The organism is Streptomyces sp. NPDC001709 (assembly GCF_053596375.1).
In genome coordinates this window covers 1-21,055 of sequence record NZ_JBSFGB010000048.1, presented here as the reverse complement: position 1 = coordinate 21,055, position 21,055 = coordinate 1, and the positions used below count along the sequence as shown (strand labels likewise).

Genomic DNA, 21,055 nt, shown 5'->3' with positions numbered 1-21,055 from the left:
AGTCATGCTGCTTGACGAACTGAAGGGGATCATGCGCCAGAGCGGCGTCGAGGACAGCGTCGACCTGGACGGCGACATCCTCGACCGCAGCTGGACCGAGCTGGGCTACGACTCCCTCGCCGTGCTGGAGATCACCACGGAGGTCCAGCACCGCACGGGCGTGGACCTCCCGGAGGAGGAGAACTCCGAACTGACCACACCGCGCCTGTTGCTGGAGCACGTGTCCGGTCGGAACCGGGGGGCCTGACCATGGCCATGCACACGGACAACAGTGTCTACATCGAGGCGCCCATGGACCTGGTCTGGGAGCGCACGAACGACATCGCCTCCTGGCCCGAGCTGTTCGACGAGTACGCGGAGGCCACCGTGGAGCGGCAGGACGGGGACACGGTCGTCTTCCGGCTCACGCTGCATCCGGACGCCGACGGGCGGCAGTGGAGCTGGGTCTCCCGGCGCACGCTGGACGCGGCGACCCGGACCACCCGCTCCCACCGGGTGGAGACCGGCCCCTTCAAGTACATGAGCATCTTCTGGGAATACCTGCCCGACGGTGACGGCGTACGAATGCGCTGGGTGCAGGACTTCGAGATGAAGCCGTCCGCTCCGGTCGGGGACGCCGCGATGGCCGACCTCATCAACCACAACACCCGTCGGCAGCAGGCACGAATCAAACACCTGCTGGAGGAGGCCGCTCAGCACGCCCGTGGCCTCGTCGGTGACCCCGGGTGAGCGCCGATACGAAAGGGCTGAGGTGTTCCCGATCCTGATCACTGTGCTCCTCGTGTGCACCGGGGTGGCCGCGGGCGACATGTTCTGCACGGCCGTGGGCATCGCGCCGCTGATGCGGGTCCAGACCTATCGCGAGTACGTGACGACCGTTCAGTTCCTGCAACCGCGCTACGACCCCGCCATGCCGGTGATCAACACGGTGGCGATGCTGTCCGGTGCCGCGGCCGCGGTGTGGGCCCCCTCGGTCGCCGCGCGGACCCTGCTGGTGTGTGCCGCCGTCCTGGTGGCCTCGGTGGTCGCGCTGTCAATCGCGAAGGCGGTCCCGATCAACCGGTTCGTCCTGGCCCTCGACCCCTGGCGCGAACCCGGCGACTGGGCCCGCAGCGACCCCCGCGCCAGATGGCGGCGCTGGCATCTGGCCCGTACCGCCGCGATGACCGGCGCACTGCTGCTCGACGCCCTGGCCGTGGCGAGCCTTCTGTGACCCCGTTCCGACCAACCCCGAGAGAGAGTGAAGTGGCATGTGGCTCGACGGAAAGCGTGTCCTGATCACGGGAGGCACCCGTGGCATCGGGCGCGACCTGGCTCTGGAGTTCGCCGACGCGGGAGCGCGTCTGGTCGTGTGCGGCCGCTCGGACGACCGGGCGGCCCAGGACCTGGCCAAGGAGCTGGCCGAACGGGGCGGCGAACACCACGTCACCCTGGCGGACGTGACCGTGCCCGAGCAGGTCGACACCCTTCTCGACGAGTGCCGCACCCGGCTCGGCGGACTCGACGCGCTGGTGAGTAACGCCGGAGCCATCAGCCATGTGCCCTTCGCGGAACTGGCGCACGAGGAGTGGCACCGGGTCATCGACACCAACCTCACCGCCGCCTACCTGCTGACATCCCGCGCGCTGCCGCTGCTTCAGCCGGGCGCGTCCGTCGTGTTCGTCGGTTCCCGTTCCGCGCAGGCCGGCATCCCGCTGCGCGCCCACTACACCGCGGCCAAGGCCGGGCTCGTGGGCCTGGCACGCTCGCTGGCGAAGGAACTCGGCACACGCGGTGTCCGGGTCAACGTGGTGGCGCCCGGGGTAATCGAGACGGCCGACAAGCCGCTGACCGACGAGATCCGGGGTCGCTACCAGCAGCTCACTGCCCTTGGCCGAATCGGCCGCGGCGCGGAGGTCGCCGGCCCAGTGCTGTTCCTCGCCAGCGGCCTGTCCACCTATGTGACAGGCGAGACCCTCAACGTCGACGGCGGCATCTGACCGGCGGATCCCGGCAGGCCAGGCCGTACAGGGAGAGACGACGACCATGTCCGAGCAGAACACGTCCCCCGAGCACTTCTTCCGCGTGACGCTGCGCATGGAGGTCCACCCCGGCCGGGGCCCGGACTTCGAGCGCGTCTGGCGGGAAAGCGCCGGCACCATAACCGGCCAGGCAGCGAACCTGGGCCAGTGGCTCTCCGCGAGCCTGGAGGAGAAGGACGTCTACTACATCGTCAGCGACTGGACCGACGAGCAGCGCTTCCGGGAGTACGAGCGCAGCGCCGAGCACCTGGAGCACCGCAGCCGGCTGCACCCGTACCGCCGCGCGGGCAGCATGACCACCATGCGCGTGGTGGGCCACCTCACCGGCCAGGCGGTGACGGCACGGACACGCGTCCTCGTCCACGCCCGGGTGCCCGAGGACGCCACCGGCGCCGACGCCGTGACCACGGCCTACCACCACATCAGTAAGGCCCTGCGCGGTACGCCCGGACTGCTCGGCAACGAACTGCTGCGCTCGCGCCTGGACCCGCGCTGCTTCGTGGTGATGAGCGAATGGGAGTCCCTGGAGGCCTTCCAGCGCTGGGAGCAGGGGCCGGGACACCGGGAGACGACGGCTCCGCTGCGTCCCTACCAGGACGCCTCCCGCGGCCGTCCCTTCGACGTCCTGACCGTCAGCGAACGGTACTGACCGGCGGCGCCATTGAACTCCGACGAAGAGCACGCCATCACCGCCGTGCTGAAGGTCCTCGCACTTCTGGGCAGTGGCATCACCGCCGGTGTGCTGTTCTGCGTCGCCCTCAGCGTCGTACCCATGTTCCTGCGCCTGTCGTGGCCCCGTTACGTGGAGGTCCACCGGCTCCTCGGCCGCAACTTCGACCCCGCGATGCCCCTCACTGTGCTCTCCAGCGCGGTGCTGGACGCAGCCTTGGCCGCCGTTGGTCCGCAGGGCGTGCAGCGTGCACTGTTCGGCGCCGCCGGGGCGCTGCTGATCGGCGTCTCGGCGGTATCGCACCTGGCGAACGTGCCCATCAACCGGGCGGTCAAGGCGCCTGGGTCCGACGAGCGGCTGCCCGGCCGCTCCGACCCGCGGCCCCGCTGGCGCGCCTGGAATCTGCTGCGCACCTGCTGCGCCGTGGGCGCGCTCGCCGCGAACGCCACAGCCGCGGTCATCTCCCGCTGATCGGCCGCTGACACACGAAGAGGAAGAGGAACGAGATGACATTCGGTCTGACGGGCAAACGCGTCCTGGTGACCGGGGGCAGTCGCGGTATCGGCCGGGCGATCGCCGTCGCACTCGCAGCGGCCGACGCTCGGGTCGTCGCCGCCTACCGCGACGACAGCGCCGCAGCCGCCACGCTGGAGGCCGACCTGCGCCGGGCCAGCGGGGAACACCATGTGGTGCGTGCGGACGTGACGGATCCACAGGCGGTCGGGGCCCTCGCCACCACCTGCCGGGAGGCGTTCGGCGGGCTGGACGCCGTCATCAACAACGCGGGCATCCACGACCACACACCGTTCGACACCCTAGAACCCACGCGCTGGGCACACCTCCTGGACACCGACCTGACCTCGATGTTCCTGGTCACCCAGGCCTGTCTGCCGCTCCTCGGCGAGCAGGCGTCCGTCGTGAACATCGGCGCATCCGTCGCGCTACGCGGCCGCGCCGGGGCGGCGCACTACACGGCGGCGAAGGCCGCGGTCGTCGGGCTGACCCGGTCCCTGTGCAAGGAACTCGGCCCGCAGGGCATACGCGTCAACACCGTCGCCCCCGGCGTGATCGGCACGGGCCTGGACGACGTGCCCCCGCACGTGGCACGGCAGATCAACGCGATGACCGCGCTCGGCCGGCTCGGCACCCCCGAGGAAGTCGCCGGCGCGGTCCTGTACTTGGTCGGCGACGCCTCCCGTTACGTCACCGGCGCCACGCTCAACGTCGACGGCGGCATGTGACCGCCGCGTGCCCGGCCCCGCCCACCCCACCCGAACCGAAGGGAACAGCACGCCATGCCGTACGCGGCCATCACCTATGACATCAAGCCCGGCCACGACGAGGAGATCGCGGAGATCTTCGCCGGCTTCCAGCGTGCCGACTCCACCGTGCTGCGCGACGACTCCGGCGCGGAGGTCGGCCGGCTGCTCGGCACCGCCGTCTTCATGAAAGACGGACTGCTCGTGCGGGTCATCCACTACGAGGGCGACATCAAGGACGTGGGCCGGCACATGGCCCGCCAGCGCGGCGTGCACATCGTCGAGGAGCGGCTGAAGCCGTATCTGGCCGCGCCCCGCGACACCGCGACCGCCGAAGGGTTCCAGCGGCACTTCGCAGGCAGCCTGATGCGCTGCATCAGCCAGTTGTCCGTGCCGGCTCCGGCGGCCGAGCGCTGACCGGCCCGGCGAAGACGAGGAGAGAAGCTGAGGAGAACGGCATGACCACCAAGGCGATCAGCGTCATCGGACTCGGCGCGATGGGCGCGGGCATGGCCGCTCGCCTGCTCGCGGCCGGCTTCCGGGTCACCGTCCACAACCGCACCGCCGACCGTACCGAGCCGCTGGTGCGGGCCGGTGCCGTGGCCGCCGGTTCCGTCGCCGAGGCGGTGCGCGGTGCCGGCCTGGTGCTGCTCAGCCTGAGCGACGAGCGGGCGGTCGACGCCGTCCTCGACGCCGCGGGGGACGCCTGGCGGCCAGGCGTCTGCCTGCTGGACGCCTCCACGGTCTCCCCCGACTGCTCCCGCCGCGTCACCCAGGAGCTGGACGCCCGCGGTGTGCGCCGTGTGGAGGCCTGTCTGCTGGGCAATCCGCCGCAGGCGGCGGCCGGGGAGCTGCGGGTCCTCGCGGCCGGTGCCCGGGACGCTGTCGGCGAGGCCCAAGAGGTCCTCGACACGCTGGGCCGGGAGGTGTCGTACCTCGGCCCGACGGGCAACGCAGCGACCGCGAAGCTGGTCTTTAACCTGCTGCTTGGCGGCCAGCTGGCCGCGCTGGCCGAAGCCGTGGACTACGGGGTGGCCGCCGGGCTGGATCGCGACCGGCTGCTGGCCGCCATCGGGGCCAGCGGATTCAGCTCAAAGGTGCTCTCCTTCCGTATCGACCGCAGCCGCAAGGGCGAGTACGAGCCGGCGGCCTTCAAGGCGGCTCTAATGGCGAAGGATCTGACCCTGGGCACCCGCGCGGCACGCGCCGCGGGCGTGTCCGTGCCCGTGCTGTCCGCCGCGGCGGACGCCTTCGACGCCGTCACCGGCTCCGGAGCCGGTGACGCCGACGCGGCGGTCGTCCTGGCCGCCGACCGCCCCGGCACCCGGCGTACCTGACCGCTTCCCGGACCGGCCGGTCCCGGGCACCGCCCCGGCTGGCCGGTCTCCCTCTCCCCTCGTGCCCGGCATGACCCGACAGGAACGACAGAAGGGACAGCATGACCGTGGGAATCCCCGATTCGCCCGGGACGGCGCCCCCGGTACCAGAGCGGACACAGCTGCTGCGCTCGCTGGACGACGTCGGGCCCGGCGATGCACCGCTCGTCGGGCGCAAGGCTGCCCAGCTGGGGGCCCTGCGCCAGGACGGCTTTCCGGTGCCCCGCGGCCTGGTGCTCACCGTGCGTGCCTTCGAGGCAGTACTGAGCGAACCGAGCGGCGCCGCGGCCGGCTCCCGGCCTGCCGAACGGCCGCTGCCGGCGGACGTCCTGGACGCCGTGCGGCAGATCGCCGAGGCGTTCGACGGCACGGACGTGGCGGTGCGCTCGTCCGGGATCGCCGAGGACACCCCGGAACGCTCGTACGCCGGGCAGTATGTGACGACGCTCGGCGTCCGCGGCCCGGCCGCGCTCACCGAGGCCCTACGCGCGTGCTACGCCTCGGCGCTCGCGCCGCACGGCGCGGCCCGGCCCGGCACACCGGTGCCCGGTATGGCCGTACTGGTGCAGCCCATGGTGGACGCCGAAGCGGCCGGTGTCGCCTTCAGCGTGAACCCCGTCGACGGCTCCCCGGACGACACGGTCGTCAACGCCGTACGCGGCCTCGGCGACCGGCTGGTCTCCGGCCAGGCCGACCCCGACGAATGGGTGCTGCGCGGGGACGCGGAGCCCCGGCGGGTCGCCGGCACCCAGGACGCCCTGCCCGCGGACGGCATCTCCCATGTCGCCCGGCTCACCCGCCGAGTGGCCGACTGGGCCGGCTGCCCGCAGGACATCGAGTGGGCCTGGGCCGACGATGCGCCCGTCCTGCTCCAGGCCCGGCCCGTCACCGCGTTGCCACAGCCCGCCGAGCGCACACCGGTCGCCGTCGAGGTGCCGCCCGGCCGCTGGCTGCGCGGCGGCTACACCCTCAAGCCGCTCACGCCCATGAACGTCAGCACGCTCATCGCGGCCGTGAACGCGGGCAGCGAGGGCCTCTTCCGGTATGCCTTCGGCGAGCGCATCGACGTACGGAGCCTGGGCGGCTGGTCGTACCTGCGCATCATGCCCCTGCCGGACGCCGCGGCCGTGCTGCGCCGGGCCGAACGTGTGACGGCCGCGGTGCGCGCCGACGAGCCGTACGTGCTGGTCGAGCGGTGGCACACCCGATGGCAGCCGTGGCTGGCCCGGCGCACCGCGTCCGCCCTGCCCGGCACGCTGCCCGGACTGACGGACCGTCAACTGCTGGACGAGCTGGACTCCCGGTTGCGGCTCGCCCACCGCGCCCAGGCCGTGCACTTCGTGATCGGCGGCGCCGCGGGCTTGGTCTGGGCGCAGTTCGGCGTGCTGTGCCGGGACCTGCTCGGCTGGGGCGTCGCCGAGGTGCTGCCGCTGCTGACCGGGCTCCCCGGCAAGTCCTCCGAGCCGGCGCTGGCGCTGGCCCGCCTGGCCCAGCTGGCCTGCGCACGCCCCGCGCTCCGCGCGCTGCTTCAGGCACCGGACGACGACACGGTAGGGCGGCTACCCGGCGCGGACCCCGAGTTCGCCGCCGCGTTCGACCACTATCTGCGGGACTACGGCCAACGCTGCATGGGCGCGGACCTGGCCGAGCCCTCGCTGTCCGAACAGCCCGCAACCGTCCTGCGGCTGATAGCCGGTCAGCTGGCCGTCGGCAGCGACCCGCAGCAGGCCATGGCACGCGCGCGGCGGGGTCGGCGATCCGCGGCGGCGGCCGCGCGGGCGGCCCTGAGCCCCGGCGACCGGACCCGCTTCGACCGTGCCCTGGAGCGCGCCGAGCGCTCCTTCCCGCTGCGCGACGACACCGGCTTCTACGCACACACCTGCTGGGGGCAGGTGCGCTACGCCCTGCTGGAACTGGCCGCCCGGCTGGTCCGGCGCGGTCGCCTGGCCGAGGCGGACGACGTGTTTCTGCTGTCGGCCGAGGAAGCGTGCGAAGCGCTCCGTTCGGACGACGACATGCGCCCGCTGGCGGACCGGCGGCGCGGCGAGCGGAACTGGTCGGCCGCGCACCTCGGCCCGCCGGCCTACGGGGAGCCGGAGACGGCCGCCTCGCTGGACGACGTGCTGCCCGCGCTCGCCGACGCGGACCGGGCGCTGCTGGAACCGGTGCGCTGGACCGACTCCGTCTCCCACCTGGGCGCGCGCGAGTCGGCGGCGAAGGGCGACCGGCTGCTGCGCGGTACGGCGGCCTCGGCCGGGCGCTGCACCGGCACGGTCCGGGTGATCGTCAGCGAGAGCGAGTTCGGCCGGCTGCGGTCGGGCGACGTGCTGGTGTGCCCCGAGACCACACCCCAGTGGTCGGTGCTGTTCGGGTCGATCGGCGCGCTGGTCACCGACACCGGGGGCCTGCTGTCCCACCCATCGATCCTGGCGCGCGAACACGGGATCCCCGCGGTCGTCGCCACTGGCAACGCGACCGAGGTGCTACGCGACGGGCAGGTCGTGGAGGTCGACGGCCAGGCCGGCACGGTCCGGCTGGTGGATGTGGCGGCGGGCTCGTGAATGGCCCCGCACGCGTCGTGGTGACCGCGTTCCCGATCGTGTCCCACCTGTATCCGCTGGTGCCCGCGGCGTGGGCGCTGCGGGCCGCCGGGCACGAGGTCCGGCTGGCGCTGCCCCCAGCGTTCGCGCCCGTGGCCGCCCGTACCGGGCTGCCCGTGCTGCGGGTGGGCCGGGACGTCGATCCGGGCGCCGCCTGGGAGGGGTTTTCCCTGGCCGCCGATCCCCGCACGGCCACCGAGCAGCGCGCGGCCCGCACGATGGCCATGTTCACCCTGACGGCCGAGGCTGTGCTGGAGGACCTGACCAAACTGGCCGAGCGGTGGGCGGACGTCGTGCTTTTCGAGCCGCGGGCCTACGCCGGTCCGCTGGCCGCGGCGCTGGCCGGCCGGCCGGCGGTCCGCCTGCTCTACGGCGTCGACCACACCTACGCACAGCGTGACCGGGAGTGGCCCTTGCTGGAGCCGCTGTGGCGCCGGTGGGGGCTGGGCACGCCGGCTCCCCTCGGCTCCTTCACCCTGGACCCCTGCCCGGCCGCGCTGCAGACTCCAACTCCGGCGGGCAGTCGGCCGATGCGCTACGTCCCATTCAACGGCACGTCGGTAGTCGGGCCGCCGGCGCGCGGCGGCCGGCCCCGGGTGTGTGTCACCTGGGGCACCACGTTCGGTGCGGTGCACGGGAATCTCGAGCCGCTGCGCCGGATCCTCGTCCAACTGGCCGCGCTGGACTGCGAGACGGTCGCGCTGGTCGCGGGTGACCAGCGCGGCCTGCTCGGTGAGATTCCCGCAGGCGTGCGGGTGCTGGATTCCGTCCCGCTGCACACGGTGCTGCCCGGCAGCGCGCTGCTGGTGCATCAGGGCGGGGCGGGCACCACGCTGACCGCGGCCGCCTGCGCCGTCCCCCAGCTGGTCGTGGCCGGCCAGGGCGATCAGAAGGTCCATGCCGAACGCGTGGTCGCGGCCGGCGTGGGCCGTCTGCTCGCCCCTGACGCGCTGTCCGAGGCCGGTGCCGTGGTCGCAGAGATGCTGTGGGACGACCGGCCGACGGCGGCCGCGGCCGAGGTGGCCCGGGAGAACAGGCTCCGGCCGGCTCCGGGCACCGCGATGCGTGCGGTGGCCGGCCTCGCGTCCCGTGTGGGGCCGTAGGCGCACGCAAGGCCGCCGCCGGGCGTCTCTTTCAGGCGACGTGCACCGTCCGGGGCACGACCGCGGCGGGAACCGGGCGGTGCACCGGAAGGATGTGCGGCGGGCGCAGCATGGGACTGCGGCGGGCGGGGGTGAGCACGGCCCGCAGCAGCGGGTGCAGGACGTAGCGCAGCTCCTTCCCCGAGGCGCCCGGCACCGGGTGCATTAGATGGGCGGCGGACAGCCTGTCCAGGGTGTCCTCGGCTGTGCGCGTATCGGTGCCGGTCAGGGCCGCCGCGGTGTCGATGTCGAACCCGCCCGCCTCACTGGCGCGCCCGAGCGCGTACAGCGCTTCGCGGTCGGGGTCTGCCAGGTCGCGGAAGGCGCGGTGCAGGTAACCGCGCAGGTCGAGGCCCGCCTCGCGCAGCTCGGTGAGCAGGCCGGCAGTATCGGTCACCCGTTGTGCGAGCTTGCCGACGCTCCAGTGCCGGTTGACGCTCAGGCGCCGGCCCAGAGCCCACAGCGCCAGCGGCAGTCCACCGCAGCGACGGGTCAGCCTGGTGGCGTCGGCCAGCTCGCCGCGCACATCGCGGTCGCCGAGCATATCGTCCAGCAGGTCGATGCTCTCGGCCGTGGACAGCGGTCCGACGACGACGTCGTGCGAGCCGGGCAGCAGCCCCGTCAGATGCCGGGCGGTCACGATGACCGACCAATGGGGGCCACCGGGCAGCAGCGGACGGATTTGCTCGGCGGACCGGGCGTCGTCGATGACGAGCAGCCCCTTCAGGTGGGCCACGCGCGAGCGGAAGGTACAGGCAAGTGATGCCTCGTCGGCGGGCAGCCGGCCCAGCCCCTCACCCAGGTCACGCAGGAAGCCCCGCAGCGCCTCGGCCGTCGAGACCGGCTGGTCCGTGCTGCTGGCCAGACACGTGTACAGCTGGGCGTCGGGAAAGCGGCCGCACGCCGCGTGGGCCGCGTGCAAGGCCAGGGCGGTCTTGCCCACTCCTGGCATGCCGGTGATGGTGACGACCTGAGGGGCGTTGCGCTCCGGGGTGAGCAGCCGGTCGAGCTCGGCCAGTTGGTCTTCCCTCGCGTGGAAGTCCGGAAGGTCACCGGGCAGTTGGGCGGGACGCAGCGCCGGGGCGGCGGCTCCGGTGACGACCGCCTGGGGGGACTCGGGCTCGTAGCGCAGCCACGGGGCGTCGGTGAGGACGGCCTGATAAAGCTTCTGCAGATTGGGTGAGGGGTCGATACCGAGTTCTTCCGCTAGGCTGCGGCTGACTTCGTTATAAATTTCCAGGGCATGGGACCGCCGCTCACACCGATACAGAGCGACCATGAGTTTCGCGCAAAGTCCCTCATGCCAGGGATAACTGGTGAGCAAACCGCGTAATTCGCCGACGAGTTCCTCGTGGCGGCCGATACGAAGATCCGCCTCGGCTTGAATGAGGAGCGCCTGGAGCCCCGCTTCCTCTAAACGTGTCGCGTGCGCTTCGAGCAGCGGGCCGCGGTGGACGTCCCAGAGGACTTTCCCGCTCCACAGATTCGTCGCCGCGTGCAGCAGCTCCGATGCTTTGTGCGGATTTTGTTGTTCCAGCTCTCTTCTTCCGGACTCGACGAGCTGGTCGAATCGGTGGACGTCAATGTCCTCCGCCGGGATGTTCGCGACATATCCCAGCGGTTTGGTGAGCAGGATGTCCTTGCGGTTGCCCGTTGCCTCGGAGAAAGTCCTGCGCAGCTGGTAGACGTACGTCTGCAGTGTGGTGACCGCGGTAGCCGGCGGGTCGGTCGGCCAGATCTCCTCGATCAGGGTGCTGATCGGCACCAGTCCACCGCGATGCATCGCCAGGAGGGCGAGCACGCTCCGCTGTTTTGGCGCTGTGGGCGTAAGAATGCGTCCTTCATGAGAAACCTCAAAAGTTCCCAATGCGCGAAAGTACATTTGATACCCCGTGTTAGTCGCGCGCAAGGGTGTCAAACACCTACCGACGATGCATGCCACACTTGTTCACGCGTTCCCCCAGTACGTTGGCCCTCCGCGGACTGCTGGTCATCTGTGTCCACGCGGCGCCCATCAATGTCGGGAACTTTAGGGGCAGCGCCTCGACCAAGTCAACAATAAATGCTCAGAAAAGGCTCAAAACCGATCAAGCCCGAATACCGCCGCACAGCGGGAGCGTACATTTGACCGAACGATGACGTGCATTGCACTTTGTTTACTGTTGCCGAATGGGTGACAGCGCCTCGCCGACAAAGGCACGGACCCCTTCCTCGAAGGGTACCTCGGGCCGCCAGCCCAGATCGTCGCGCAGCCGGGCAGGGGAGGCCACGATGTGCCGCACGTCGTCGAAACGGTACCGCCCGCTCACCCGCGGCTCGGGCAGCCCGCCCACGCGCGACATCACACGCGCCAGCTCGCCCACGCTGCGCGGAGTGCCGCTCGCCACGTTGTAGGCCCGGAACCCGGGCTCGGCGCGGTCCAGCGCCACTACGTTGGCGGCAGCCACATCGCGTACGTGGACGAAATCGCGCATCATCTCCCCGTCCTCGTACAGGTCGATCCGTGTGTGGCTGCGCACGTGCGACTGGAAGGTGCAGGTCACTCCCGAGTAGCCGGAGTCCTGACGCATCCCTGGCCCGTACACGTGGTGGTAGCGCAACGCGGTGGCCGTGGCGCCGGTCTCGGCGGCCCAGGCCGCGGCGAGGTGCTCCTGGGCCAGCTTGGTCGCGCCGTACACGTTGCGCGGGTCGAGGCGCCCGTCCTCGTCGACCGTTTCCGGAACAAGCCGGGCCGCGCACCGTGGGCAACGCGGTTCGTAGGAGCCGGCGTCGAGATCCGCGCGGGCCCGAGGGCCCGGCGTCACCGCGCCGTGCTCGGCACAGCGCCACTGCCCCTCGCCATAGACGATCACGGAACTCGCCAGGGTCAGCCACCTGACACCAAGGACCTGCATCTGACGCAACAGCACGGCCGTGCCGAGGTCGTTGCAGGCCGCGTACAGTGGGGCGTCCGCGAAATTGTCACCCCGCCCCACCGCGGCCGCCTGGTGGCACACCGCGTCCACACCGCTGAGCGCCGCCGCCACATCGGCGGGTTCGCGCACGTCGCCCTGCACGTTCTCGGCGCCGTCGGGCCAGGGCACCGGCCGACCCGCGTACACATGAGGCAGTGCGGCGTCCAGCACCCGCACGCGGTGCCCCTGTGCGAGCAGCGCGGAGACCACGTGGCGGCCGATGAAGCCGGCTCCTCCGGTGACGAGCACGTGCACAACGGACCTCCGTAACCTCTGCTTCCACCTGGTCACAGTCTCCGGTTCCTGGTTCAAGCCTTCTTCGAACATGCTTCGACAGGCTGTCGAGCGATCTGTGCTGCGCGGTCGTGACCTGCTCCTTCGGCCGTTCAGGGCTCGAACCCGAATAGAGCCGGAACCGACACATTGAGATCCGTATTCCGGTCGTCCGTACGGCCCGACAACGTCACGAGGAGAACCATGCCCCGCTCGCCGCGCGTCGGCGCCTACGAGCCGCACCGCATCCTGTTCGTCACCTGGAGCTGGCGCACCCACCTGTACGCCATGGCGCCGTGGGCCTGGGCGCTGCGCGCTGCGGGGCACGAGGTGCGCGTGGCCTGCCAGCCGTCCCTCGTGCCCACGGCGGCGGAACTGGGCCTGCCCGCCGTCCCCGTGGGGCCGGACGTCGACGTCCGGCCCGACTTTCGTCGGCTCGTCATAGGGGAATCGTCCTCCGCCGCCAGGCACAACAAAGTGCCCCGCGCCCTCGCGCTGTTCACCCGGCTCGCCGATGTGATGGCCGACGACCTCGTCCAGCTCGCCAGGAGCGCACGACCGGACCTGGTGGTCTTCGACCCGACGGCGTTCGCGGGCCCGCTGGCTGCGGCGGCCGTCGGCGCCCCCGCCGTGCGCTGCCTCTACGGCCCGGACCTGCTCAGGCCGTTCCACCGTCTGCTGCCGGAACTGCTGCAGCTCACCTGCCAGCGGCTCGGCCTGCCGGAGGTGCCGGGGACGGGCGACCTGACCCTGGACCCCAACCCCGCCTGCCTGGCGCTGCCTTCGGACCAAAGGCGGCTCGTGACCCGGTACGTCCCCTGCAACGGTCCCGAGGCGGCACGGGCCACGCTCGGCCCGACGCCCCGGCGCCGCGTGTGCGTGACCTGGGGGCACACCATGGCAGCGCTCGACGAGCGGCACTTCCTCGCCGGTGACGTGGCACGCACGGTCGCGGAACTGGACGTGGAGGTCGTGGCCCTGGTCTCCAGGCAGCAGTTCGCCCTGCTGCGCCGGACCCCGCCGAGCGTCCAGGTCCTCGTCGACGTCCCCCTGCACTCCGTCCTGCCACACTGCGATGCGCTGGTCTCCCAGGGCGGCGCCGGCTCGGTGCTGACCGGGCTCGCGGCGGGGCTGCCCCAGGTGGCCGTCGGCCAGCTGCCCGACCACTTGGCGATCGCCCGCCAGATGGAGGCCGGCGGGGCGGGCCGGGCACTGTCGGGCCCCGACGCCACGCCGGACGCGGTGCTGTCCGCGGTCTTCGATGTGCTGGAGCGGCCGTCGTTCACGACCCAGGCCCGCAAGGCGCGGCAGGAGAACGCCGACCGGTCCGCGCCGACCGCCCTCATCGGGGATCTGCTGGAGATCGTCCGCTCCGCCTGACAGCACCGCCGCCCGGCCGATCGATACTCCAACGGCTCCCCAAAACACGGTGCGACGGTGGCACCGCCCGGACGGCGCCCACGGCAGGGCCGTTTTCCGCCGGACGAACGCCCCCATCCCACCGCGCCCGCGCCAGGCGGGCGAACAGGACGGAGAACACATGCGTGTGCTGTTCACCGCGTGGGCCTGGCCCCCGCACTACTTCCCCTTGGTGCCGCTGGCGTGGGCGACACGCAACGCGGGCCACGAGATCCGGGTGGCCGGGCCGCCTGCCCTCGCCGACGCCATCACCCATTCCGGACAGCCGGCCGTCGAAGTGGGCGCGGACGTCGACTTCACCGAGCTGACCCGCAGCACGATGGACATCGGCCGCGAGGCCGAGGCCACCCCGGAACTCTGGCGCGAGCTACGCAAGCCCAAGGGCGAGAAGGCACTGCACATGTTCGCGACCATCGCCGAGACGATGGTCGACGACCTCGTGGACTTCGCCCGCGCCTGGCAGCCGGACCTCGTCGTGCACAGTCCCACCAGCTATGCGGGAGCCATCGCCGCGTCCGCCGTCGGCGTGCCCAACGTCCGGGTCCTGATGGCCCCGGACATCGCCTACCGCGGTCGGCACGCCGAACCCGCCCTGCTCGCCGACATGTGCGCACGCCACAGCGTGACGGACATGGCCCCGCTGGGCACACTCACCCTCGACCCGTGCCCCCCGCGCATCCAGATCCCCGTGGACTACCCCCGCCGGCTGATGCGCTACATCCCGTACAACGGCCCCGCCGAGATGCCGCACTGGCTGCTGGACCCGTCGGCCCGCCCCCGGGTGTGCATCACCTGGGGCACCACGCTGGCCGCCGTCAACACCAACCTGGTGCTGGCCGGACGCATGATCGAAGCGGTCGCCGACCTGGACGTCGAGGTCGTCGTCACCGTGGCGCCCAGCCACCGCGAACTGCTCGGCACCCTGCCGGACAACGTGCGCGTCGTCGAGGGGCTGCCGCTGCACCTGTTGCTCCCCAGCTGCTCCCTGATGGTCCATCAGGGCGGCAACGGCACCACCATGACGGGCATGGTCAGCGGCGTGCCGCAGCTGATCGTCCCCCAGTTCCCCGACCAGGCCTTCGTCGCCGAGCGCATGTCCTCGGCAGGCGCGGCGAACGTGCTGCTGCCGGAGGACGCCACCGCCTCCGAGGTGCGCGCCCGCGTCGGCGACCTGCTGCAGAACCCGCGGTGGGCCCGCGACGCCGCCCGGCTGCGGGACGAAGCCGCCGCCCAGCCCGCGCCCACGGACCTCGTCCCGGCCCTTGAGGAACTCGCCCACGGCGGCCGCCGCGCGCGAAGCGCAGCCCTGACCGGATGACCGACCGGGGCGTGCGGGCCCGCCCCGCACGCCCCGGCCAGACGACACAGCGAAAGGCACCAGCATGCTCGCGCGCAAGAACCTTCCGCCGGAGTTCACCGCCTGGAACAAAAAGTGGGGTGCCCCCTACGGGCACCGGTCGGTGCGCCTGGTCGAGGAGGGCAAGCGGCCCGAACAGCGTCCCAACCAGGCGCTGGCGGACCCGACGAACCCCGACTACGGCCCGTTCGCGTTCCAGTACGCGAGCGGCACCCGGGACCACGAGTACCCGTGGATGTTCCTCAACGCACGCCTGGAACCGGGTATGCGCGTGCTCGACGTGGGCAGCGGGCTGAGCGGCCTGCAGTTCGTCGCCGCCCTGAACGGCTGCGAGGTCGTCAACGTCGACCCCTCCGCCCGGGACGACTACAACGAGTGGACCGACCCGGGATACCTGCCGCTCAACCCCGAACTGCACCAGATGCTCAACACCGCTTTCGGCACGGACGTCCGCCTGGTCGCCGAGCGGTTGCAGGACGCCGACCTCGAACCGGAGAGCTTCGATCGCGTCATGTGCCTGTCCGTCCTGGAGCACCTCGACCGGGCCGAGGCCCAGCAGGTGATCACCGCGGCGGCGCGCCTGCTGCGGCCCGGCGGGCTCATGCTCCTGACCGTCGACCTGTTCTTGGACCTGCAGCCGTTCGGCATCATGGAACGCAACGTGTGGGGCATCAACCAGGACGTCGGCGGCCTGGTGGCCGACAGCGGACTGACCCTGGACAGCGGCGACCCGCGCGAGTTGCTCGGCTTCCCCGAGTTCGACCTCGACCACGTGGTCGCCACCCTGCCCGACCTGCTCATCGCCCCCCTCTACCCCGTCATGACCCAGTCCCTGTCGCTGCGTAAGCCGCAGGCCTGAGAGGAGCGGGCCCAGTGATCGACGTCTCAGGGCTGAGCAAGACCTACCGGGTCCGCGGCCGGGAACGCGAGGCGGTCTCATCGGTCACCTTCACGGTCGGGGCCGGGGAGTTCTTCGGCCTGCTCGGACCGAACGGGGCCGGCAAGTCCACGACGATCGGCATGCTCACCACCCTCGTGGCGCCGACCGCGGGCAGCGCCCGCATCGCGGGCTTCGATGTCGTGAAACAGACCCGGGACGTACGACGGCGCATCAGTCTGGTCCACCAGACGAACGCCGTCGACCGGGAGCTGACCGTGCGGGAGAACCTGGAGTTCCGGGGCCGTTACTGGGGACTTCGGGCCCGGACCGCGCGGCGGCGGGCGGACGAGCTGCTGGAGTGGTTCGGTCTCGGCGACCGCCGTGACGCGGTCTTCTACCAGCTCTCCGGCGGCCAGCTGCGCCGCCTGCTCATCGCCCGCGCGCTGGTGCACCGGCCCGGGGTCCTATTCCTGGACGAGCCCACCTCCGGCATCGACGCCCACAGCCGGATCCAGCTGTGGGACGTGCTGACCGAACTGCACGAACAGGGCCAGACCATTTTGATGACCACGCACAACCTCGACGAAGCCGAGCGTTTCTGCTCACGCGCCGCCATCATCGACGGCGGCCGGATCCTCGCCTGCGACCACGTGGACGCGCTGGTGGCCCGTGCGGGCAGCGAGGTCTCGGTGACCGCGACGTTCGACGGACCCGTCACTCTGGAGGCCGTGCCGGCGGGAGGCGAGAGCGTCCTGGACCGGGCCCGGGTCGACGGGGCGGTGCTGCACGCCGTCACCGAGCGACCGGAGGGGCTGCTCCCCGAACTCGCCGAACTCGGCTCCTCCACGGGCCGGCGGCTGATGAACCTGACCACCTCGCGGCCCAGCCTGGAGAGCGCGTTCCTCACCCTGACCGGAAGGACGTACCGCGTATGACCGCCGCAGTGGTGATCCGTACGGAGCCGGAGCCCGCTCCGCCCGTGCGCCTCGGCCGGGTCCTCCTCGCCTTCCTTGCCCGTGACCTGCACGTGGTCTTCCGCCGGCAGCTGGTCGGCTTCCTCGCGCGGGTGATCGTGGAACCGCTGCTCATGGTGTTCGTCTTCTCCTACGTACTGCCCACGGTCTCCGGCGCGCCGCGCACGGCGGGAGCCCCGCTCACCCAGGTGCTCATGCCTGGAGTGCTGGCCACCACGATGCTCTTCAGCGGCGTCATGGGCGTCACCATGCCGCTCATCAGCGAGCTGTCGTACCCCAAGACGGTGCAGGACCGGCTGCTGACCCCGGCACCGCCCTGGGCCGTCGGGGCCGCCCGGATCGCCAGCGGCACGGTACAGTCGGTCGTGGCGGTCCTCCTGGTGCTGCCGATCGCCTTCTTCCTGCACGCGCCGGGGCACTCCCCGGGCGTCACCCTGCACCACTGGCCGCTGCTCGTGGTCGTCGTGCTCACCGGGTCACTGCTGGCCGCCGCGCTCGGGCTGTGGCTGGGTTCCGTGATCCCGCCCGCCCAGGTGAACCTGATGTTCAGCCTGGTGATGATGCCCGCCATGATGCTCGGCTGCGTGTACTACCCGTGGACGTCGCTGGAGGCGATCCCCTGGCTGCGGGCGGCGGTGCTGGCCAACCCGGTGGTGTACCTCAGCGAGGGCATGCGGGCGGCCCTCACCCCCGCGATGCCGCACCTGTCCCTGTGGGCCCTGCTGCCCGTCGTCATCGGCGGCGGCGCCGTCATGACCCTGCTCGGCCTGCGGGCGTTCCGCCGCGCCGCACTGGACTGACCCTGGGCCACCGGCCGTCGGGCGCCGAACACCGCCCGACGGCCGGTCACGCGACGCCGACCGCGCTACGCCCCCACCGTCACCGCGTCCGAGACCGCACCGACGAGGGTCTCCACGAGGTCGGCGGGCGACGGCAGCCGACGGCTCTCCTCCCGCAGTCGGCCCGCCGCCTCGCCGTACTCCGGCCGGGACAGGATGCGCTGTGCCGCGTCCCGGATCGCCTCGATGCTCGCATCAGCCAGTTCGAGCCGCTCACCGGCTCCCATGCCCGCAATCATGGCCGAGATCAGCTTCTGGTCGGGCATCTGAGGGATCATCAGCTGCGGCGTCCCGCAGGACACCGCCGTCAGCGCGGTGCTCGGTCCCGCCTGGGACACCAGCAGATCGCAGCTGGGCAGCAGCGTGTGCAACGGCATGCGTTCCACCAGGCGCACGTTGTCCCGCCGTGCGGTGAGCCGGTTCAGGTCACTGCCCGCCACCGTGGCGACCACCTCGACGCGCAGACCGGCGACCGCTGCCACGACCCGGTCCAGCACGAACGCATAGTGCGCCAGGCGCGAACTGGTGGTGCCGTAGGTGACGCACACACGCGGCCGGCGCGGTCGGCGGGCGGCCCAGTGCGGCAGCACACCGGCGCCGTTGAAGGGGACGTACCGCATCGGCAGACGGCGGAAGCCCGCGCCGGGCACCTGAAGACTGGGCGGACAGTGGTCGACGGTCGCCAGGCCCGTGGTGTCCGCCGCCGCCAGCCCCAGCCGCCCGGTCAGGGAGGCGAGCGCAGACGGTTCGAAGGTGCGCACCGACGTCAGGATGTCCACGCCCCACAGATGGCGCACCGCGGGCACCCCCAGGCGGCGCGCGACCAACGGCGCCGCGTACGTACTCTCCTCGAAGACGACCAGGTCCGGCCGCCAGCGCGTCATGAGGTCGTGCAGGGGGTCCGCCATCGTCTCGGCGATCGCGGCATACGTGGACACCGTCCGCGAACGGCGCCCGTCGCCCGCGACGGCCGGATCCACGGCGAGCAGCCGGTTGACCACCGGAGTGGAGTCCCGGTCGCTGCCGATCGCCACACCGCTGAGCCCGGACGCCCGGACCGTGGGCATCAGCGAAGGCTGACTCGCCACCCGCACCTCATGACCGGCGGCCCGGAACGCCCAAGCCAGAGTCACCATCGGCTGGTAATGCGTGGGCCACGCCCAGGTGGTGAACAGTATGCGCATACTCCCCTCGCCTCCCCGCCCCACAGGGGCCGGGGGCGTCGGCCACACCGTGGCAGACGGCGGTCGAGGAGACGGCGTGGACGGCTGTGGCAACGGCGACCACCGGGCACCGGCCGCCCATCCGCCCGCGCCTACCGGCCCCGCCGCATCCGCATCTTCGCCCCGGTGCCCACCCACAGGACGAGAACGACGATGGCGATCCCGATCGCCGTCAGCACACCGGTGGACACGGCGCCCGTGAGGTAGAGGACGACCCACACCATCGCCAGCGGCAGCGCGGAACCGATCCAGGCCGACAGCGGAAACCTCGGGGCGGTCGGGTGGGACTTGTTCCCGGACATGCTCTCTCCTTACGACGTGGGAGGGTGGCCAGCACCCGTGTACACAAGGCCGACGCGGTGCCTGTTGCACCTTGCATCCTGCGCCGATCCGGCCACCGACGACAACCACGTACACCGCGGACCTCACCGTTTCTGGACGGGTTTCCCATGCCGTTGACCGAATGTTGGCTCGGACGGAATCGACCATGAAGCGGCAGCAGCGGAGGGAACCGTGCGCGTCCTGTTCGTGTCCTGGGCCTGGCCCTCGCATCTGTACCCGCTGGTGCCGCTCGCCTGGGAGTTCCGCAACGCCGGGCAAGAGGTCCTGGTGGCGACCCAGCCCGCGCTGATCGACGCCGCCGTACGCACCGGACTGCCCACCGTGCCGGTGGGCTCGTCGGTGGACCACGGCAACCTACTCGGCGGGGCCATGCGTCCTGTGCACCAGGCGCCGGACCGGAGCCCCGCCCCACAGCCGGCGGCCGGCTCCGCACCGCCGGACGGGCCACGGCCACCGCGGCGCCTGGACCTTTCGGTCCGCATCGCCGAGGACATGGTTGACGACCTCGACGCGCTGTGCGCCTCCTGGAAACCCTCCCTGATCGTGTCCGAACCGACCACCTACGTGGCCCCGTTGGTCGCCGCGGCCCACGGCATCCCCCATGCCTCCGTGCTCTGGGGCGTCGACTTCCACGCCCAGGCCCACGACCACGAACGCGAGGCATTCGCCGAACTGTCGCACCGCCTCGGCATCGACGGCTTCGACTCCCGCGGTGTGGTGCAGATCGACCCGTGCCCCGCATCGCTGCAAGTGCCCTCGGCCCACCCGCGCCTGGCCCTGCGACACGTGCCCTACAACGGCAGCGGCGCTGCACCCCGCTGGGTGCTGGGCAAACCCGACCGCCCACGGATATGCCTCAGTTGGGGACTGTCCGCACAGTGGGCCAACACCACCGAGGGCGACCGCGCTGTCGAGGCACAGCACCGGCTGATCGAAGCCCTGGCCGAGACGGGCGCCGAGATCGTCGTCCCCGTCGCCGACCTGACCCCCTTCGACATGGTACGGCTGCCACCCGGCGTCCGGATCATGGAACAACTGCCCCTGCACCTGCTGCTGCCCACCTGCGACGTGCTGATCGCCCGCGGCGGCGCGGGCACGATGATGGCGGGCGTCACCGCCGGCGTCCCCCAGCTCTGCCTGCCGCAGTACATCTCCGACCTGACGCCGGCCGAGCGTCTCGCCGGGACGGGAGCCGGGCTGTGTCTCTCCGACGGCCCCCTGGACCCCGCCGCGGTACGCGACGCGGCGCAGCACATCGTGCACACGCCGTCGTACCGGTCGGCTGCTGTTCGCCTGCGGGAGGAGGCCGCGAGCCGGCCGCCGGCCGCGACCGTCGTACGCCGCCTGGAGTCCTTGGCCCGTGAGGCCGCACTGTCCGAGGCCGGGTGAGCGCTGTGCGGGTCCTCTTCACCGCGTGGGGCTGGAACACGTGCTACTACCCGTTGGTGCCGCTCGCGTCGGCGGCGCGTGCGGCGGGTCACGAGGTGGTGGTGGCCACCCAGCCGGGCCTGGTGCCCACTGTGCTGCGCTCCGGCTTGCCCGCCGCGGCCGTCGGCCACGACACCGACGCAGGCGCCCTGATGGGCGGCTTCCTGCGCCGCCTGACCGACCGCGACGGCCTCAACCCCTCCGAGTGGGGGGAGATGCGGCGGTTCGGGGTGCGGAACTGCTGGTTGAACGTGGCGGTGTGCGAGGCGATGGCGCAGGGCTTGTGGGAGTTCGCGTC

The 21,055-nt window shown here is 71.8% G+C and carries 21 protein-coding genes and 1 pseudogene; 18 read left to right on the top strand and 4 right to left on the bottom strand.

Translation table 11 applies throughout. From position 1 onward, the window contains the following. Positions 1-4: 4 nt before the first annotated feature. From ACWC0C_RS41455 to ACWC0C_RS41405, 11 genes are all read left to right on the top strand, one after another. Positions 5-247 (top strand): acyl carrier protein, encoded by a 243-nt coding sequence (locus ACWC0C_RS41455; RefSeq protein ID WP_450869819.1) that lies wholly within the window; start codon positions 5-7, stop codon positions 245-247. A gap of 2 nt (positions 248-249) precedes the next feature. After that, positions 250-729 carry an SRPBCC family protein gene (locus ACWC0C_RS41450; protein ID WP_450869817.1) on the top strand — a complete coding sequence of 160 codons (480 nt, stop codon included), beginning with the start codon at positions 250-252 and terminating at the stop codon, positions 727-729. A 22-nt stretch (positions 730-751) separates the two neighbouring features. Next, complete coding sequence (locus ACWC0C_RS41445) at positions 752-1,213, top strand: anthrone oxygenase family protein (protein WP_450869815.1); 462 nt, start codon at positions 752-754, stop codon at positions 1,211-1,213. A gap of 37 nt (positions 1,214-1,250) precedes the next feature. After that, on the top strand, positions 1,251-1,979 hold the full coding sequence (locus ACWC0C_RS41440) for an SDR family NAD(P)-dependent oxidoreductase (RefSeq protein ID WP_450869813.1): 729 nt from the start codon (positions 1,251-1,253) through the stop codon (positions 1,977-1,979). Between the two features lie 46 nt (positions 1,980-2,025). Then, a complete protein-coding gene (locus ACWC0C_RS41435) occupies positions 2,026-2,670 on the top strand; it encodes an antibiotic biosynthesis monooxygenase family protein (RefSeq protein WP_450869811.1) in 645 nt (214 codons plus the stop codon). A 12-nt stretch (positions 2,671-2,682) separates the two neighbouring features. Beyond that, the gene (locus tag ACWC0C_RS41430; protein ID WP_450869809.1) at positions 2,683-3,162 is read left to right on the top strand and encodes an anthrone oxygenase family protein; all 480 of its coding nucleotides are present in this window, start codon (positions 2,683-2,685) and stop codon (positions 3,160-3,162) included. Positions 3,163-3,197: 35 nt separating this feature from the next. After that, positions 3,198-3,932, top strand: a complete 735-nt coding sequence (locus ACWC0C_RS41425) for an SDR family NAD(P)-dependent oxidoreductase (RefSeq protein WP_450869807.1) — start codon at positions 3,198-3,200, stop codon at positions 3,930-3,932. Between the two features lie 54 nt (positions 3,933-3,986). Next, positions 3,987-4,367, top strand: a complete 381-nt coding sequence (locus ACWC0C_RS41420) for a SchA/CurD-like domain-containing protein (RefSeq protein WP_450869805.1) — start codon at positions 3,987-3,989, stop codon at positions 4,365-4,367. 41 nt (positions 4,368-4,408) lie between these two features. Continuing rightward, a complete protein-coding gene (locus ACWC0C_RS41415; protein WP_450869803.1) occupies positions 4,409-5,287 on the top strand; it encodes an NAD(P)-dependent oxidoreductase in 879 nt (292 codons plus the stop codon). A gap of 101 nt (positions 5,288-5,388) precedes the next feature. Then, positions 5,389-7,887, top strand: a complete 2,499-nt coding sequence (locus tag ACWC0C_RS41410; RefSeq protein WP_450869801.1) for a PEP/pyruvate-binding domain-containing protein — start codon at positions 5,389-5,391, stop codon at positions 7,885-7,887. Continuing rightward, positions 7,884-9,029: a nucleotide disphospho-sugar-binding domain-containing protein gene (locus ACWC0C_RS41405; RefSeq protein ID WP_450869799.1), complete on the top strand. Its 1,146-nt coding sequence runs from the start codon at positions 7,884-7,886 to the stop codon at positions 9,027-9,029. The genes ACWC0C_RS41410 and ACWC0C_RS41405 overlap by 4 nt, the downstream gene beginning before the upstream one ends. Positions 9,030-9,060: 31 nt before the next feature. Here the strand turns inward: ACWC0C_RS41405 and ACWC0C_RS41400 are convergent, their stop codons facing one another. Then, positions 9,061-10,977: a BTAD domain-containing putative transcriptional regulator gene (locus ACWC0C_RS41400; protein WP_450869797.1), complete on the bottom strand. Its 1,917-nt coding sequence runs from the start codon at positions 10,975-10,977 to the stop codon at positions 9,061-9,063. 247 nt (positions 10,978-11,224) lie between these two features. Further along, positions 11,225-12,277, bottom strand: coding sequence for an NAD-dependent epimerase/dehydratase family protein (locus ACWC0C_RS41395; RefSeq protein WP_450869795.1), 1,053 nt, complete (start codon positions 12,275-12,277; stop codon positions 11,225-11,227). A 222-nt stretch (positions 12,278-12,499) separates the two neighbouring features. Between ACWC0C_RS41395 and ACWC0C_RS41390 the strand changes: the two genes are divergently transcribed. From ACWC0C_RS41390 to ACWC0C_RS41370, 5 genes are all read left to right on the top strand, one after another. Beyond that, entirely contained in the window at positions 12,500-13,675 is a 1,176-nt protein-coding gene (locus ACWC0C_RS41390; RefSeq protein ID WP_450869793.1) for a nucleotide disphospho-sugar-binding domain-containing protein, read from the top strand. Between the two features lie 160 nt (positions 13,676-13,835). Beyond that, positions 13,836-15,032 carry a nucleotide disphospho-sugar-binding domain-containing protein gene (locus tag ACWC0C_RS41385; RefSeq protein WP_450869791.1) on the top strand — a complete coding sequence of 399 codons (1,197 nt, stop codon included), beginning with the start codon at positions 13,836-13,838 and terminating at the stop codon, positions 15,030-15,032. A gap of 64 nt (positions 15,033-15,096) precedes the next feature. Then, a complete protein-coding gene (locus ACWC0C_RS41380; RefSeq protein ID WP_450869789.1) occupies positions 15,097-15,930 on the top strand; it encodes a class I SAM-dependent methyltransferase in 834 nt (277 codons plus the stop codon). A gap of 14 nt (positions 15,931-15,944) precedes the next feature. Continuing rightward, on the top strand, positions 15,945-16,886 hold the full coding sequence (locus ACWC0C_RS41375; protein WP_450869787.1) for an ABC transporter ATP-binding protein: 942 nt from the start codon (positions 15,945-15,947) through the stop codon (positions 16,884-16,886). After that, a complete protein-coding gene (locus tag ACWC0C_RS41370) occupies positions 16,883-17,725 on the top strand; it encodes an ABC transporter permease (protein ID WP_450869785.1) in 843 nt (280 codons plus the stop codon). Before ACWC0C_RS41375 ends, ACWC0C_RS41370 begins: the two co-directional genes overlap by 4 nt. A gap of 65 nt (positions 17,726-17,790) precedes the next feature. Here ACWC0C_RS41370 and ACWC0C_RS41365 read toward each other — a convergent pair whose 3' ends face one another. Both ACWC0C_RS41365 and ACWC0C_RS41360 read right to left on the bottom strand, forming a co-directional pair. Beyond that, positions 17,791-18,948: a nucleotide disphospho-sugar-binding domain-containing protein gene (locus ACWC0C_RS41365; protein ID WP_450869783.1), complete on the bottom strand. Its 1,158-nt coding sequence runs from the start codon at positions 18,946-18,948 to the stop codon at positions 17,791-17,793. Between the two features lie 131 nt (positions 18,949-19,079). Continuing rightward, positions 19,080-19,289, bottom strand: coding sequence for a hypothetical protein (locus tag ACWC0C_RS41360; protein ID WP_450869781.1), 210 nt, complete (start codon positions 19,287-19,289; stop codon positions 19,080-19,082). A 211-nt stretch (positions 19,290-19,500) separates the two neighbouring features. Between ACWC0C_RS41360 and ACWC0C_RS41355 the strand changes: the two genes are divergently transcribed. Next, positions 19,501-20,718, top strand: coding sequence for a nucleotide disphospho-sugar-binding domain-containing protein (locus ACWC0C_RS41355; protein WP_450869779.1), 1,218 nt, complete (start codon positions 19,501-19,503; stop codon positions 20,716-20,718). Further along, positions 20,715-21,055: pseudogene (locus tag ACWC0C_RS41350) on the top strand (nucleotide disphospho-sugar-binding domain-containing protein); the annotation flags it as partial. The gene ACWC0C_RS41355 and the pseudogene ACWC0C_RS41350, both read left to right, overlap by 4 nt.